This is a genomic window from Methylophaga nitratireducenticrescens (assembly GCF_000260985.4).
GTDB classification, from domain to species: Bacteria; Pseudomonadota; Gammaproteobacteria; order Nitrosococcales; family Methylophagaceae; genus Methylophaga; species Methylophaga nitratireducenticrescens.
The window spans coordinates 2,136,148-2,151,530 of record NC_017857.3; the positions used below are offsets into that span (position 1 = coordinate 2,136,148).

The 15,383-nt window shown below is 44.6% G+C and carries 14 protein-coding genes; 2 read left to right on the forward strand and 12 right to left on the reverse strand.

Features of this window, described 5'->3' with window-relative positions:
• Positions 1–85: 85 nt before the first annotated feature.
• From lpdA to Q7A_RS10170, 7 genes are all read right to left on the reverse strand, one after another.
• Positions 86–1,879, reverse strand: a complete 1,794-nt coding sequence (gene lpdA / locus Q7A_RS10140) for a dihydrolipoyl dehydrogenase (protein WP_014707265.1) — start codon at positions 1,877–1,879, stop codon at positions 86–88.
• A complete protein-coding gene (gene aceF / locus Q7A_RS10145; RefSeq protein WP_014707266.1) occupies positions 1,876–3,195 on the reverse strand; it encodes a dihydrolipoyllysine-residue acetyltransferase in 1,320 nt (439 codons plus the stop codon). Before aceF ends, lpdA begins: the two co-directional genes overlap by 4 nt.
• 3 nt (positions 3,196–3,198) lie before the next feature.
• Complete coding sequence (gene aceE, locus Q7A_RS10150) at positions 3,199–5,853, reverse strand: pyruvate dehydrogenase (acetyl-transferring), homodimeric type (protein WP_014707267.1); 2,655 nt, start codon at positions 5,851–5,853, stop codon at positions 3,199–3,201.
• A gap of 179 nt (positions 5,854–6,032) precedes the next feature.
• Positions 6,033–6,635, reverse strand: a complete 603-nt coding sequence (locus Q7A_RS10155) for a protein-methionine-sulfoxide reductase heme-binding subunit MsrQ (RefSeq protein WP_014707268.1) — start codon at positions 6,633–6,635, stop codon at positions 6,033–6,035.
• Complete coding sequence (gene msrP, locus Q7A_RS10160; protein WP_014707269.1) at positions 6,635–7,591, reverse strand: protein-methionine-sulfoxide reductase catalytic subunit MsrP; 957 nt, start codon at positions 7,589–7,591, stop codon at positions 6,635–6,637. Before msrP ends, Q7A_RS10155 begins: the two co-directional genes overlap by 1 nt.
• Positions 7,578–8,213 (reverse strand): HvfX family Cu-binding RiPP maturation protein, encoded by a 636-nt coding sequence (locus tag Q7A_RS10165; protein ID WP_014707270.1) that lies wholly within the window; start codon positions 8,211–8,213, stop codon positions 7,578–7,580. Before Q7A_RS10165 ends, msrP begins: the two co-directional genes overlap by 14 nt.
• A 65-nt stretch (positions 8,214–8,278) precedes the next feature.
• Positions 8,279–8,572 (reverse strand): HvfA family oxazolone/thioamide-modified RiPP metallophore, encoded by a 294-nt coding sequence (locus Q7A_RS10170; protein ID WP_014707271.1) that lies wholly within the window; start codon positions 8,570–8,572, stop codon positions 8,279–8,281.
• A gap of 194 nt (positions 8,573–8,766) precedes the next feature.
• On the opposite strand from Q7A_RS10170, the gene Q7A_RS10175 reads away from it, so the two are divergent.
• Positions 8,767–9,387: an RNA polymerase sigma factor gene (locus Q7A_RS10175; RefSeq protein ID WP_014707272.1), complete on the forward strand. Its 621-nt coding sequence runs from the start codon at positions 8,767–8,769 to the stop codon at positions 9,385–9,387.
• 1 nt (position 9,388) lies between these two features.
• Positions 9,389–9,628, forward strand: a complete 240-nt coding sequence (locus Q7A_RS10180) for a zf-HC2 domain-containing protein (RefSeq protein WP_014707273.1) — start codon at positions 9,389–9,391, stop codon at positions 9,626–9,628.
• Between the two features lie 32 nt (positions 9,629–9,660).
• Here the strand turns inward: Q7A_RS10180 and Q7A_RS10185 are convergent, their stop codons facing one another.
• The 5 genes from Q7A_RS10185 to pheA are packed head-to-tail and all read right to left on the reverse strand — an operon-like array spanning position 9,661 to position 15,383.
• Complete coding sequence (locus Q7A_RS10185) at positions 9,661–9,906, reverse strand: DUF1244 domain-containing protein (protein WP_014707274.1); 246 nt, start codon at positions 9,904–9,906, stop codon at positions 9,661–9,663.
• A complete protein-coding gene (locus Q7A_RS10190; protein WP_014707275.1) occupies positions 9,884–11,917 on the reverse strand; it encodes an ABC transporter ATP-binding protein in 2,034 nt (677 codons plus the stop codon). Before Q7A_RS10190 ends, Q7A_RS10185 begins: the two co-directional genes overlap by 23 nt.
• Positions 11,914–13,323: an ABC transporter permease gene (locus tag Q7A_RS10195; protein WP_014707276.1), complete on the reverse strand. Its 1,410-nt coding sequence runs from the start codon at positions 13,321–13,323 to the stop codon at positions 11,914–11,916. The genes Q7A_RS10190 and Q7A_RS10195 overlap by 4 nt, the downstream gene beginning before the upstream one ends.
• An 8-nt stretch (positions 13,324–13,331) precedes the next feature.
• Positions 13,332–14,294, reverse strand: coding sequence for a 4-hydroxy-3-methylbut-2-enyl diphosphate reductase (ispH, locus tag Q7A_RS10200; RefSeq protein WP_014707277.1), 963 nt, complete (start codon positions 14,292–14,294; stop codon positions 13,332–13,334).
• Entirely contained in the window at positions 14,295–15,383 is a 1,089-nt protein-coding gene (pheA, locus tag Q7A_RS10205; protein WP_014707278.1) for a prephenate dehydratase, read from the reverse strand.

Here is a 15,383-nt window from a genome sequence, read left to right on the forward strand (position 1 = left end):
CTGCATGAAAAGCAGTTCATTACTGATTGCTAAAGTGAGGTTATTTATCCGTTCGAGACAAAAGTCTCGAACGGATTGCCTGTTTTTACTTGGAATGTAATGTTTTACGTGGAGGAATCAGATCCGTGATATTGCCTTCGGCCATTTCCGCTGCAAAGGCAAACGTTTCTGACAAAGTCGGATGAGGATGAATGCTTAATCCGATATCTTCTGCATCGGCTCCCATTTCCAGTGCCAATACCGCTTCAGCAATTAATTCACCGGCATTTGGTCCGACAATACCCGCACCTAATAAACGTCCTGTTTCCTTATCAAACAAAGCTTTAGTCAGACCTTCATCACGATCGACACTCAAACTACGACCGCTGGCAGCCCATGGGAAAGCACCTTTAACGTAATCAATGCCCTGCTTTTTCGCTTCATCTTCACTGAGACCCATCCAGGCAACTTCAGGATCGGTATAAGCGACTGAAGGAATGGTCATCGGATCAAAGGCCACTTTTTTTCCGGCAATATGCTCTGCAGCCACTTTACCTTCATGTGTTGCTTTATGGGCCAGCATCGGTTGACCGACAATGTCACCAATTGCATAGATGTGCGGCATATTGGTCTGCATCTGCTGATTGACCTTAATAAAGCCATAATCATTTACATCCACACCAGCAGCTTCTGCATTGATCAGTTTACCGTTGGGTGAACGGCCCACTGCGACCAGAATCTTGTCGTAGGTTTGTGGATCTGGCGCATTATCACCTTCAAAGGTGACCTTCAGGCCAGATTTTAACGCATCGATTTTGCTGACTTTGGTTTTCAGATAAATCGCTTTGTATTGTTTCTGGATATGGTTATGCAAAGGTTTAACCAGATCCTTATCGGCACCGGGGATCAGGCTGTCCTGTAATTCGACAACACTGATTTCAGAACCCAGAGCGTTGTAAACGGTCGCCATTTCAAGGCCGATAATACCGCCACCAATGACCAGCAGCTTCTTCGGAATATCCTCGAGCTCCAGTGCATCGGTAGAATCCATCATCCGTGGGTCATCATTCGGAAACACCGGGATTTTTGTTACCCGTGAACCAGCAGCAATAATGCAGTTTTCAAAACTGATGGTTTTATCGCCTTCTTCTGTCTTGACCTGCATTAAATTAGTACCGGAGAACTGTGCTTCACCATGTACCACAGTCACTTTACGTTGCTTGGCCAACGCTGATAATCCACCGGTCAGCTTAGAAACAATTCCGTCTTTCCAATCTGCGACTTTGCGAATATCAATTTTTGGGGCGCCAAAGGTCACACCATTTTCAGCAATATGTTTTGCTTCATTAATAACGTGTGCTGTATGCAATAGAGCTTTTGAAGGAATACAACCAACATTCAGACACACTCCACCAATTCGTTGGTGACGTTCAATCAGAATCACCTGTTTGCCTAAATCAGCAGCACGAAATGCTGCCGTGTAACCACCAGGACCGGAACCTAAAACCACTAGCTCAGCATGCATGTCAGCATCAGTTGGAATTTCTGCTTTAGCAACAGGTGCTGCTTTGGATTTTTCCGCAGGCTTTTCTGTTTCAGCAGGTTTTGGCTTATCTGCTTCTGGTTTGGGTTCAGCTGGTTTTTCCTCAGCTGCAGAGTCTGCCTCACTTTCAACTGACAGAATCACATCACCCTGTGCAACTTTATCACCTACTTTGACATTTATTGACTTGATGATGCCAGCAGCTGAGCTTGGAATCTCCATTGCGGCTTTGTCAGATTCAAGCGTAATAATGTCCTGATTTTCGCTAACTGAATCACCTTCAGCAACCAGAATTTCAATAATTTCAACCGTATCAAAATCGCCGATATCCGGTACTTTGACTTCAATCAAACTCATAACAAGACCTTTCTGATATCTGACAACATCTGATTCAGCATTACAGTGAATCGTGCACCGGCAGCGCCATCAATCACCCGATGATCATAAGAAATGGATAATGGCAACATCAGTCGAGGCTCAAATTCTTTTCCGTTCCAGACTGGTTTCATCTGGTGACGACTGACGCCCAGAATAGCGACTTCAGGTGCATTGACGATTGGCGTGAAGAATTGACCGCCAATACCACCCAGGCTGGAAATAGAGAATGTTCCGCCCTGTAAATCCTTGGCCGTTAAGGTTCCTTCACGGGCACGGGCACTGATTTCGCCCAATTCACCTGCCAAGTCCAGGAAGCCTTTTTTATCAACATCACGGATGACCGGCACCATCAGGCCATTTGGCGTATCAACGGCCACACCGATGTTGTAATACTTTTTATAAATCAGACTTTGCTTGTCTTCACTTAATGAAGCATTAAATTCCGGATACTGTTTCAGACAGGCAACCACGGCTTTCATAATGAACACCAATGGCGTCAGGCTGACACCTTTCTTGGCAGCCATATCTTTATTTTCCTGACGGAATTCTTCCAGTTCGGTGATATCGGCTTCATCAAACTGTGTTACATGTGGAATATTCAACCAGCAGGCGTGCAGATGTTTGCCGGAAATTTTCTTGATTCGTGATAATTCTTTGCTTTCGATTTCGCCAAACTGTTCAAAGTTGATCACTGGAACAGCTGGAATTCCGGCGCCTTCAGCAGATTTTGGTACGGGTGTGTTCATCACCTGTTTAACAAAATTCTGCACATCTTCTTTGGAAATACGTCCTTTTTGACCACTACCCACTACGGCAGCCAGCGGAACACCCAATTCACGAGCGAACTGTCTTACCGAAGGGGAAGCGTGTGATAGCTTTTTGGACGATCCTGTATCAGGTGCATATGGAAGTGTTTCTGCTCTTTCAGCCTCAGGGTTGGCAAGCGTAGGAGCTGGCTCCGGTTTGCTCTCAGCCGCAGCAGGTTTTTCTTGTTCTACTGGTTTGTTTTCAACTGTTTTTCCAGTCGGTTTATCATTTTTTTCGACGTCATCGTCAGCTGACTCAATCAAAGCGATAACCGCTCCTTCACTAACTTTATCGCCGACTTTGACTTTTACTTCCTTAATCGTGCCACTTAACGATGATGGGATTTCCATCATCGCTTTGTCAGACTCAATAGTGATCACTTCCTGATTGGCACTGATTGAATCACCTTCGGCAACTAATACTTCGATAATTTCAACATTGTCAAAATCACCGATATCCGGAACTTTTAATTCGATTAAATCTGCCATGTTTTAGACCTTCACTGGATTTGCTGCTTCGACATCAATCTTATATTGTTTGATAGCCTTAGCAACCACATCATATTTAATTGTGCCTTCATCAGCCAGCGCGCTGAGTGTAGCAACTACCACATGATAACGATCCACTTCAAAAAAGCTGCGTAATTTTTCACGGGTGTCACTACGACCAAATCCATCAGTACCCAATACGGCATAACGTTGTTTTATCCATGGGCGCAATTGCTCGGCATAAAGACGCATATAGTCCGTAGAAGCCACCACAACGCCTTGTTGATCATCCAGACACTGTGAAATGTAGCTACGTTTTTTCTCAGCAGTTGGATGCAGGCGGTTATAACGGTCAACATCCATACCTTCACGCACCAGTTCGTTCACACTGGTCACACTCCACACATTGGCGGAGACATTCCAGTCTTTTTCCAGCATTTCAGCTGCAGCTTCAACTTCACGTAGAATCGTACCACTGCCTAAAAGTTGGGCTTTTATATTATGTTTGCCACCAGACTTCAGCTGATAAAGCCCCTTGATGATGCCATCTTCGACGCCTTTAGGCATAGCGGGATGTCCATAATTTTCATTCATTACAGTTAAGTAATAAAACACTCCTTCCTGGTTTTCATACATACGCCGCATGCCTTCATGAACAATAACAGCGATTTCGTAAGCGTAAGTTGGATCATAGCTAATACAATTAGGAATAGTATTTGCCAGAATCAGACTATGTCCATCCTGATGCTGCAATCCTTCGCCGTTCAAAGTTGTACGACCAGCAGTACCTCCAATCAAAAAACCTTTAGCCTGAATATCTCCCGCCAACCAGCATAGGTCACCAACCCGCTGAAAACCAAACATCGAGTAATAAATGTAGAAAGGAATCATATTGACGTTGTAGTTGGAATATGCAGTGGCCGCAGAAACCCACTCAGCCATTGATCCAGCTTCGTTAATACCTTCCTGGAGAATCTGGCCTTTAGTATCTTCGCGATACCACATGACCTTGCCGGAATCTTCCGGTTCATATTTCTGGCCCGAAGATGAATAGATACCAATTGAACGAAATAGGCCTTCCATACCAAAAGTTCGAGCTTCATCAGGAACAATTGGTACAACATTTTTACCGATTTTCTTATCACGTATTAATGCCGTTAATACACGCATGAAAGCCATGGCCGTAGACAATTCGCGGTCACCACTGTCTTTAAGCACCGCATCGAAGATGGTGAGAGAAGGAATTTCCAGAGCCGGAGCATTATTATTACGTTTTGGTATAAAACCACCTAACTCATTACGTCGTTCCAAGAGATATTTTTTCTCATCACTGTCATCATCAAGTTTGACGTAAGGAATTTCTTCAATTTCATCGTCAGAAATAGGAATATTGAAACGGTCACGGAAACGTTTCATATGCTCCAGCCCCATTTTCTTTTGCTGGTGGGTAGTATTTTGACCTTCACCTGCTTGTCCGAGACCGTAGCCTTTAACCGTTTTCGCCAATATGACTGTAGGTTGGCCTTCATGATCTACAGCACGTTTATAAGCAGCATAGATCTTGCGTGGGTCATGTCCACCACGGCTGAGATGCCAGATGTCTTCATCAGTCATATCCGAAACCATATCCAGTAATTCCGGATATTTGCCAAAGAAATGCTCACGAACATATGCTCCATCTTTGGCCTTATAATTCTGGTATTCGCCATCGACAACTTCTTCCATGCGCTTCAGCAGTAAGCCTTTGGTATCACGTGCCAGTAATTGATCCCAGCCACTACCCCAGATAACTTTTATGACATTCCAGCCAGCACCACGGAATAATGCTTCCAGCTCCTGAATGATTTTGCCATTACCGCGGACCGGGCCATCAAGTCGTTGCAGATTACAATTTACTACAAATATCAGGTTATCAAGTTTTTCGCGTCCGGCCAGGGTAATGGCACCTAATGATTCTGGCTCATCCATCTCACCATCACCCAGATATGCCCATACGTGACGTCCATCTGTTTTAGCAATATCACGATGATGCATGTACTTCATGAATCGTGCCTGGTAAATAGAAAGAATTGGGCCAAGTCCCATAGACACCGTCGGGAATTGCCAATAATTTGGCATTAACCATGGATGCGGGTAGGAAGAAAGTCCTTTCCCATCGATTTCAAAACGGTAATTATTCAGTTGTTCTTCAGTCAGTCGGCCCTCAAGAAATGAACGGGCATAGATACCTGGAGCAGAGTGGCCTTGCAGAAACACTAAATCGGCGCCATGTTCATGATTGTCGCCTCTGAAGAAATGGTTAAATCCGACATCATAAAGTGTTGCGGCTGATGAGAACGTAGCGATATGACCGCCGACGGAGCCAGGCTTCATATTGGCTTTAACCACCATCGCCATAGCATTCCATCGAATGTATGAACGGAGTTTATGCTCCATCGCCTGATCACCAGGAATGCGCTCCTGCTGATCGACCGGAATAGAATTTACATAGGCTGTGTTGGCACTGTAAGGAAGGTTTACACCGCTTCGGCGGGCCTTATCAATAAGCTTTTCAATAATAAAGTGGGCTTTTTCGTCACCGGCTGCTTGAAGCACGGACTCCAGGGCGTCCAACCATTCTTGCGTTTCTTGTGGATCGTGATCGACAAAATCAGTCATATTTACCTTCTTAAATCATAACGCGATGAAAACTAGTCGCACATTGTAACAGTTTTTGTTTAATTCACACTCCGGAACTCCGACAAAAGCACGCTACAGCAGCATTCTGACAGGAAAATCAAAACCTTATGGAAAAAGCTAATAACGAAAAACTATTGCGAGATCTGGTTAATCGGGATTTATAAAGCGGTAGATTGATTACGTCGGTGTTGAATGAATAATCTGAATCCCAACAATAAAAAAGTAATGAGCAGATAAATTAATGGTTCAGTTTTATCTTGCTTAACCAGCATATAAAAATGCACACAAGAAAGCACGACAATAAGATAAATTAAATAATGTAATTTTTTCCAGCGACGGCCACCTAGCCGTTTCATCATCTTGTCGGTAGAAGTAATCGTCAATGGAATCAGCAAGACAAAGCTGATAAAGCCAATGGTTATAAAAGGACGTTTCACAATGTCCAGCCATATCTCGTGTACATCAAAAAACTGGTCCATTCCAAGATACAACAGCATATGCACGCTGGCATAAAAGAAGGCAAACAATCCCAGCATTCGGCGAAACCGGATAAATTGGTTGATACCCGTCAGTTTACGTAGCGGTGAAATCAATAATGTCACCATAATAAACCGTAACGCCCACACGCCGGTATCTCGGGTCACCGCTTCGATAGGATTAGCACCCAACTGATCGGTCAGTAACGCATAAATCAGCCAGCTAAGTGGTAATAGCGAAATAATAAAAACCAGCCGTTTCAGACTGGTGATATGTTTTTGCATCAGAAATATCGTTTAAGATCCATGCCGCTATACAGCTCTGCGACTTCGTCTCCATAGCCATTGAACATCAGCGTTTCTCGTTTAAGAAACTCACCAATGCGTCTTTCCCGTCGCTGGCTCCAACGTGGATGGTTCACATCCGGGTTTACATTAGAATAAAAACCATACTCGCCGGCATTGGCCTGAACCCAGGCAGTTAATGGCATTTCTTCAACAAAACGGATTCGCACGATTGATTTGATGCTTTTAAAACCATATTTCCACGGAACCACCAGACGAATCGGCGCCCCATTCTGTCCCGGCATTTCACGGCCATACAAACCAACGGCCAGCAATGTTAAAGGATGCATCGCTTCATCCATACGTAGTCCTTCCCGATAGGGCCAATCGAGCACGCGACGACGTTGCCCTGGCATTTGTTCAGGATCATACAACGTCGTAAATTCAACAAATTTGGCTTTGGAGTTGGGTTGAGCCTGCTTTAACACCTCGGCTAAAGGAAAGCCTACCCAGGGAATAACCATTGACCAGCCTTCAACACAACGCAGCCGATAAATCCGCTCTTCCAAGGTCTGCGTTTTTATCAGCTCGTTGTAATCATATTGCCCCGGTTTATCGCACTCGCCATCAACAGTAATCATCCATGGCTTGCTACGATCAGGAAAATCGGCGGCTAATGCAGAAGGAGATTCCTTGTCAGTGCCAAATTCATAAAAATTGTTATAGGAGGTAATAGATTCATAGGTCGTAAGTTTTTCTTCAGTAGAAAAGTCACTGGGTTGAAGGTCAGCATAAGCTTCCCCTGAGGGGGCTTTAGCAGCAAAGCTAAGCGGTATTGTGCTTGCGGCAGCCAAACCCGCCGCACCATTAATAAATTGTCGGCGATTCAAATAGACCTGATAATCCGTGACTTCTGACTCAGGAATATCCCAGGGATGTTTTTTACGAATCCACATGATTCACCTCATTAGGCATGTAACGTTTGGCTAACCAGTAATCAACACTGATATATCGACCAGCCCCGATAAAGAACAATGCCAGCAACATCACAAAATAAGTTGCGGCAAACTCTATACCATTATTGAGTACAACAAAGTTGCCATGTTCCGTAAGCCAGCTATAATTTCCATATTCTTGAAGTATTGATTTGGCTCGGTCCAAACGATCTATTGCTTCCCCAGCATTCTCAGCAGCAAAAGCGCTCATCGGATCATGAATTGCTTGCCAGCCATTTTTCCAATGCACACTGAACGCAGCAACCAGCATGGTAATCATCAGTGGAATACTGACCCAGCGTACAGCCAGTCCCAGCAATAATAAAATAGCACCAAAATACTCAGCCCCCCAGGCCATATAAGCCATCAGCTCGGGAAACGGTAACCCCAATCCCCAGTCCGGATTGGCAAACCAGTCTATGGTGTTTTGTAATGAACTCTCGGGATTGAAGGGATTCCATTTGTTATTGGCAGCTACCCAGAAAACCGGTATCAAGTAAGCTCTCAATAATAAAGGTGCCAAAAAATCCACTTTTCGGATGATATTTATTAGCCACTGCACACTTTTAAGCAACTGAATCATAATAGTTATTCCCAGAGGAAAACAGAGGCCGAGGCCCCTGTTTTTTCGCTTGCTTAAACAAATGTTTATTTATTTCCACACTTAGCTTCGCCACATTTGCCTTCAGCATCTTTTTTGCTGTCTTCACCACACTTGGCTTCACCACATTTACCTTCAGCATCTTTTTTAGTGTCTTCACCACACTTGGCTTCGCCACATTTGCCTTCTTCGTGATGTTTAGCCAGTTGCATGTAACCACTACTTAATTCAGTTGATTGGAATGGGTTGCTATCTGCAGCAGCAATGGGTGAAAAAGCCAGACCTGCAGTCATTGCTGCACTGGCAGCCAACGCGATAGAAGTTTTTTTGTTCATAGTCATGTTTAAATTCCTTATGTATTGGGTCACATTATTAACCCGACTTTCATAACCGGGCTTGTTGACATAGACTGACCAGCAAATCATTTGTTACAAAATTTTATGCATTTCCCTGAAAAACATATCCATCCAGTAAAAGAAGCATTATTTGGTTGAAACATTTGGCTAAACCGTAGGCGTCAGGATTCATTAACACAATGATAGACAAGCATGCTTCACACTATTTTGAGAATGATGCCGCATTAATTGCCGCCATGCTTGAAGGTGACTCAACTGCTTTTGAAGCGGCTGTAGCGCTATATCATCCAAGAATGGTAACCATCGCCAAAGCCATTATCGGGGAAGCCTTCGCAGAAGAAATTGCTCAGGATGCCTGGATATCAGCCATTCGTTCATTGAGTGAATTTGCCGGTCGCAGCAGCCTGAATACATGGCTGATTCAAATCACAGCCAACGCCGCCAAAACCAGACTTCGCAGAGAAAAACGTCAGGTCTCGCTGGATGAAAATTGGCAAAAAAGCGAAACAGATGATCGTTTTGATCATAGTGGGCATTGGCAAGAACCGGTTGCTCAATGGGAACTGGAAACCCCAGAAGCTATTCTGGCCAATAGTGAACTCAGCGACATCATCAGCCAGACCTTCGATCAACTTCCACCACAACAGCAAGCTGTATTGAGCCTTTACGATCTGGAAGGCGAATCAATGACAGAAATTTGTAATATTCTCGACATCTCTGCGTCCAATGCAAGAGTATTGCTGCATCGTGCGCGGTCAGCAATTCAACAGAAAATCGCTCAATATCAGGATAATGATTAACATGCTTAAATGCCGCGAAATTGAACAACTTGCCAGTGACTATCTGGATCAAGATCTGTCATTTGGGCAACTTATGGCATTCAAAATGCATTTATTTATTTGTCATAACTGCCGTAATTACGTGCGCCAGCTCAAGATAACTATCACCAGCATCAAATTGATGCCAGCAAACCAAATCATTGTGGATGACAAAACCAAAGAACTGGCGAAACTGCTTAGAGAAAATGCCAGAAAACATTAATCTGTTGGCTGGCAACTTGCCATGTTCTAATTTTATTTCTGATATTTCTCTTTCCATTCGTCATAAGACATTCCGTATACATGCTCGCGGGCTGCATCATAATCCATTTCCACACCGTGTTCTTCTGCGGCAGCCAGATACCATTTGGACAGGCAGTTTCGGCAAAATCCAGCCAGGTTCATCAAATCAATATTCTGCACATCTTTTCGTTCCTGTAAGTGCGCAACTAATCTGCGAAAAGCGGCAGCTTCAAGTTCAGTTTGTGTCTGTTTGTCCATCTTCATTCTCTTCATATAAAAAACAATTAACCTGATGCCCGTTTTCCAACACGCTAGTTGGCGGATAGTGCTCATGGCAAATGGGCATGACCTGTGGGCAGCGCTGATGAAAGTGGCATCCCACAGGAGGGTTGGCAGGTGAAGGCAATTCGCCTTTTACCGTAACCTGCATGGTCTGCTTACCAATCTCTGGAACCGCCGCCAATAAAGCCTGCGTATAAGGATGTTTGGGCGAATCCAGTACCTGTTGGCGACTGCCCTGCTCCACTATTCTACCCAGATACATCACTGCTACGCGATGCGCCAGATAGTCTACGACCCCGATATTATGGGTAATAAACAGAAATGACAGGCCAAATTCATGCTGAATATCGCGCAGTAAATTCAGGATCTGTGCCTGAACAGATACATCCAGCGCGCTGGTTGGTTCATCACAGATAATCAATTCAGGCTCCGTCGCCAAAGCCCGGGCAATACATATCCGTTGGCGTTGCCCGCCGGAAAACTCATGCGGATAGCGGTGTCGAATATCTGCCCTTAACCCAACTCTTTCCAGTAAAGAATCTATATGCTTGGACTTGGCCTTTGGATCTTTTCGAAGCTCAGTAGCACTGATCGCCTCTTCAATAATCTGCTCAACGGTCATCCGCGGGTTCATTGAGGAAAACGGATCCTGAAAAATGATCTGCAGCTCACCACGATAGGGTTTTAATTCACGTTGCGAGAGTCGGTTTAACACTTTCCCCTGAAAACGCACTTCACCTGCAGTCACTCTAACCAGTTGCAGAATGCCTTTTCCTACCGTGGTTTTGCCACAACCGGACTCCCCGACTAACGCCAGTGTCTCAGCATTATGTATGCTGAGATTAACCCCATCCACAGCTTTAACCTGACCGACCTGACGTTGCAGGATGCCTTTACGAATTGGAAAATGCACTTTCAATCCTCTGACATCAAGCGCATGCACCTGCGAAGGAACCACATCAGACAGATGAGAGGCATGTAATGGTTTAATTGTCTCGATTTTTGATGAAACCACAGCGGAATCATATAAGTGACATCGAACCCCGGCTTGATTGGCCTCAATCCACCTTGGTTCATGTTGCTGACAATGCTCCCAGGCATGATCACATCGATCAGCAAAACGGCAGCCAACAAAATGCTGATTCAATGGCGGTACATTGCCTTTGATTACCGTCAGCCGTTGTTCACGTTTCTGCTCACTGGGTAAAGCTTCAAATAGTTTCTGTGCATAGGGATGCTGAGGATTGGCAAAGAAGGTCTGCCTGTCCGCCTGTTCAACGATTTGTCCGGCATACATAACAGCAATCTGATCGGCCATCTGTGCTGCCACACCGAGATCATGAGTGATTAGCAAAATCGCCATACCGGTATCCCGCTGGATTTGTTTAAGTAAATCCAGGATCTGTGCCTGAATTGTTACATCTAATGCTGTCGTTGGCTCATCAGCGATCAATAATTCGGGTTCACCAGCCAGCGCCATCGCAATCATTACGCGTTGTTTCATCCCACCGGATAATTGATGCGGATAATCTTTCAAACGGCGTAATGGGTCTGGAATTCCTACCGAATCCAGTAATTTCAGGCTTCTCTGCTGCACTTCTTGTGAAGAGAGTTTGAAATGCCATCGTAGCGTTTCACCTATTTGTTGACCAATTGTTAAAACCGGATTCAACGAGCTTTGCGGCTCCTGAAAAATCATCGCAACACGTCTGCCCCGAACGGATTCCATGTTCGCTTCAGAAAGTTTAAGCAGATCCTCTCCATCTAACTTGACTTCACCTGCCACAATGCGGCTGGCGGGATAGGGATTTAGCCGCATCAAAGATAATGCACTGATGGATTTACCACAGCCTGACTCACCTAATAAGGCGAAGGTTTCGCCCTGATGAATACGAAAATCAATACCATCAACCGCTTTATATGGCTGTTCTTTGCTATCAAACCAGGTTTTAAGGCCAGTAACTTCTAATAAGGCTGGTGAGTTCATCGTGCTTTCTGCATTCGTGGGTCAAAGGCATCGCGTACCACATCAGCAAACAGATTGGCTGCCAGTACCAGTATAAACATTGATATAAATGCAGCAGTTAACGACCACCAGACCACCGGTTCTCTGGCCATTTCCAGTCTGGCACTGTTAATCATATTGCCCCAGCTAATCATGGAAGGATCAACACCTACCCCGACATATGACAGCACAGCTTCAGCCAGTACCAGACCACTGAAATCCAGTACCACGGTAATCAGCACAATATGCATAAGATTTGGCAGAATATGTCGATGCAGGATATTGAAACCACTGACACCCAACGACCTCGCAGCCAGTACATATTCAGCTTCACGCAGTTTCAAGGTTTCACCGCGCAGAATTCGACATAAACCTGTCCAGCTGGTGACACCAAGAATCAGACAGAGAAACAGTAACCGCAGATCGGCTCGCTCGGCCACGGTGGCAAAATTTTCAGGATGGTTATTGATATAAACCTGCAGCATCAATACAGCTGCCGCAATTAATAACACGCCAGGAATGGAGTTCAATGTGGTGTAAATATACTGGATAACATCATCAATCCAGCCTTTGAAATAGCCGGCGCTGATACCGAGAAAAATCGCCAGTGGCAACATTATCAAGGTCGTCAAGGTACCTATAGCCAGACCGGTTCTGATACTTTTCAATGCCTGATAAAGCACGCTCTGGCCAACCTTATCGGTTCCAAACACATGATAATTCTGGCTTAAAACAATTAACGCAATACTCAGCCAGCTAAGCAAAAAAATCATCAGATAAAAGGTACGTATCGGGTAATCCGAATCGCCGCGTATTATTCGTTTCAGCTCTGCAAAAATATCTCTCTTGTAACGTGTTTTCCGATAAAAGATGTAACAGGCCATGATCAGCAGTGTTAACACAACCGCAGCTGCTGTACTGCCTGCCACGCTTGAAGTGATGTCTGTCCACTTCTCCGTTTCAGACTGCAGATGCTGTGCAGAATATTTCAGTTTTGGATAACTGTATTCCAGTTGCCCTCCCGAAATAATCTGCATTTCTTTGACAAATAAATGTGTGGCAAACGGGGCGGAATAGGTTTTTTCAACCTGGGTACGAATCGGCGTAACCATCAAGTCAAGCACACTCAGCACTTCGGTTGAATAATGTTGCTGGGCCGGGTTTTCCGATTCAAGTGCAGTTCGAAAATGTAATGAATCCAAAAACCCAATGGTCACATAACTGAGCAGAATAATAATGGAGATAACACCCCGTTTACGCTGCATCACCATGATCCAGGGTGAACGTAAATGCGGTTTACTACGAAGATAGAATATGCCGGCAGTAATAACAGCTAGCAGAAGAAAAATCAGAATGTCGGTCCACAGGAATACCGGCAGAAAGGGCATAATTGTCCTTACGTTGATTTTCTGAGGCTGGAAATATCCACTTTAAGTGCTTTTGGTAATGAAAAAGCAATGTTTTCAATCTGACCTTTATCTTCAGTAACGGCTTCCACACCCAGCATTTTGAGTTTATTCACCACTGCCTGTACTAATGATTCCGGTGCTGAGGCCCCGGCAGTCAAACCGATTTGTTTTTTATTGACCAACCAACTCGCATCAATTTCATCGGCATTATCAATAAGATAAGCCTCCGTACCAAGTTTGGTCGCCAACTCTTTGAGTCGATTGGAATTTGAACTATTGACCGAGCCTACGACCAACACCAGATCACAATTTTCGGCCAGCCGTTTTACTGCGTCCTGACGATTCTGTGTGGCATAACAAATATCATCTTTTCCGGGCCCAATGATGTTAGGAAAACGTTCACGCAATGCATCAATAACCAACTTGGTATCATCCACAGATAATGTGGTTTGGGTGACAAATGACAGATTATTGGGCTCATTCACCTGTAGTTTGGCAACATCTTCAGGTGATTCGACCAAATGCATCGCTGTCGGATCAGCAGTATATTGCCCCATTGTGCCTTCCACTTCCGGATGGCCGGCATGGCCAATCAGAATACATTCACGGGCAACTTTTTCATGTTTGGCTACTTCGAGATGCACCTTAGTCACTAACGGACATGTTGCATCAAATACTTTCAGGCCACGTTGTTTGCCCTCTTCCTGCACGGCTTTGGAAACACCATGCGCACTAAAGATTAATGTGCTGTTATCTGGCACATCGGCTAATTCTTCAATGAAAATAGCGCCTTTATTGCGTAAGTCTTCGACCACGGTACGATTATGCACAACTTCATGACGAACATAGATCGGCGCCCCGAACAACTCCAGAGCACGCTCTACAATCTCAATGGCGCGATCCACACCAGCACAAAAACCTCGTGGATTGGCTAATACCAGTTTGGTCATTTATAAAACTGCCTTTGGATAAGAACCTAAAACGCGGAAAACAGAAGATTCCGACTCCAGTTCCTGTAATGCGCTGGCAACCGTCGGATCCTGACAATGACCTTCAATATCAATAAAAAACACGTATTCCCAAATACCTTTACGTGATGGTCGGGATTCAATCCGGCTCATACTTATTCCTTTGTCAGCCAAAGGCTTCAGTAAGTTTTGTAATGCGCCTGGTTTATTTTTTGTAGACACCAATAATGCGGTTTTGTCTTCGCCGGAAGGCTCGACTAATTGGGTACCAATCACCAGAAACCGCGTCGTATTGCCGACTTCATCTTCAATGTTATTTGCTAATACTGACAAGCCATAAATTTCTGCTGCCCGATTACCGGCAATTGCCGCACAATCCAAGCCGTTTTCAGCAACCAGTTTTGCAGCTTCAGAATTACTGTTTACAGGAATCTGCACACTGTTAGGCAAGTTTTCAGTTAACCAATGTCTGCATTGTGCCAAGGCCTGAGGATGAGCATAAACCGTTTTAATTTGTGATAAATCGGCGCTTTTACTCAGCAAATAATGATGAATGCGTATAGTTACTTCACCGTTAATTTTTAACGAAGAGCTGACAAATCTATCCAGCGTATGGTTAACCATGCCTTCAGTAGAATTTTCCACAGGAACAACACCGTAACATGCCTGACCTGTTTCAACCGCATGAAAAACATCGGCAATGGTTGCCATAGAGTGCAGTTGTACTGAACCACCAAAATGTTTCAATGAAGCGGCTTGGGTAAACGAACCTTCAGGGCCAAGATAGGCAACCTGTAATGGTTTTTCGGCGGCCAGACAGGCCGACATGATTTCACGAAATAATCTGGCCATTTCCAGATCGGATAACGGCCCGTTATTACGAGCCATCACTTGGCGCAAAATCATCGCTTCACGTTCAGGGCGATAAAAATCTGCTTGTTCACCGGATTGCTGTTTTATTTCTGCAACCTGATGGGCTAATGCCGTACGTTCGTTTAATAAATCCTGAAGTTGCTTATCGACTTTATCAATCTGTTCACGAACGGCTTGAAGAGCTTTTTTCTCGGACAT

Coding starts and splice junctions, on each gene's coding strand:
- lpdA (WP_014707265.1), bottom strand. CDS start 1,879: ATGAGTTTGATTGAAGTCAAAGTACCGGATATCGGCGATTTTGATACG.
- aceF (WP_014707266.1), bottom strand. CDS start 3,195: ATGGCAGATTTAATCGAATTAAAAGTTCCGGATATCGGTGATTTTGAC.
- aceE (WP_014707267.1), bottom strand. CDS start 5,853: ATGACTGATTTTGTCGATCACGATCCACAAGAAACGCAAGAATGGTTG.
- Q7A_RS10155 (WP_014707268.1), bottom strand. CDS start 6,635: ATGCAAAAACATATCACCAGTCTGAAACGGCTGGTTTTTATTATTTCG.
- msrP (WP_014707269.1), bottom strand. CDS start 7,591: ATGTGGATTCGTAAAAAACATCCCTGGGATATTCCTGAGTCAGAAGTC.
- Q7A_RS10165 (WP_014707270.1), bottom strand. CDS start 8,213: ATGATTCAGTTGCTTAAAAGTGTGCAGTGGCTAATAAATATCATCCGA.
- Q7A_RS10170 (WP_014707271.1), bottom strand. CDS start 8,572: ATGACTATGAACAAAAAAACTTCTATCGCGTTGGCTGCCAGTGCAGCA.
- Q7A_RS10175 (WP_014707272.1), top strand. CDS start 8,767: ATGATAGACAAGCATGCTTCACACTATTTTGAGAATGATGCCGCATTA.
- Q7A_RS10180 (WP_014707273.1), top strand. CDS start 9,389: ATGCTTAAATGCCGCGAAATTGAACAACTTGCCAGTGACTATCTGGAT.
- Q7A_RS10185 (WP_014707274.1), bottom strand. CDS start 9,906: ATGGACAAACAGACACAAACTGAACTTGAAGCTGCCGCTTTTCGCAGA.
- Q7A_RS10190 (WP_014707275.1), bottom strand. CDS start 11,917: ATGAACTCACCAGCCTTATTAGAAGTTACTGGCCTTAAAACCTGGTTT.
- Q7A_RS10195 (WP_014707276.1), bottom strand. CDS start 13,323: ATGCCCTTTCTGCCGGTATTCCTGTGGACCGACATTCTGATTTTTCTT.
- ispH (WP_014707277.1), bottom strand. CDS start 14,294: ATGACCAAACTGGTATTAGCCAATCCACGAGGTTTTTGTGCTGGTGTG.
- pheA (WP_014707278.1), bottom strand. CDS start 15,383: ATGTCCGAGAAAAAAGCTCTTCAAGCCGTTCGTGAACAGATTGATAAA.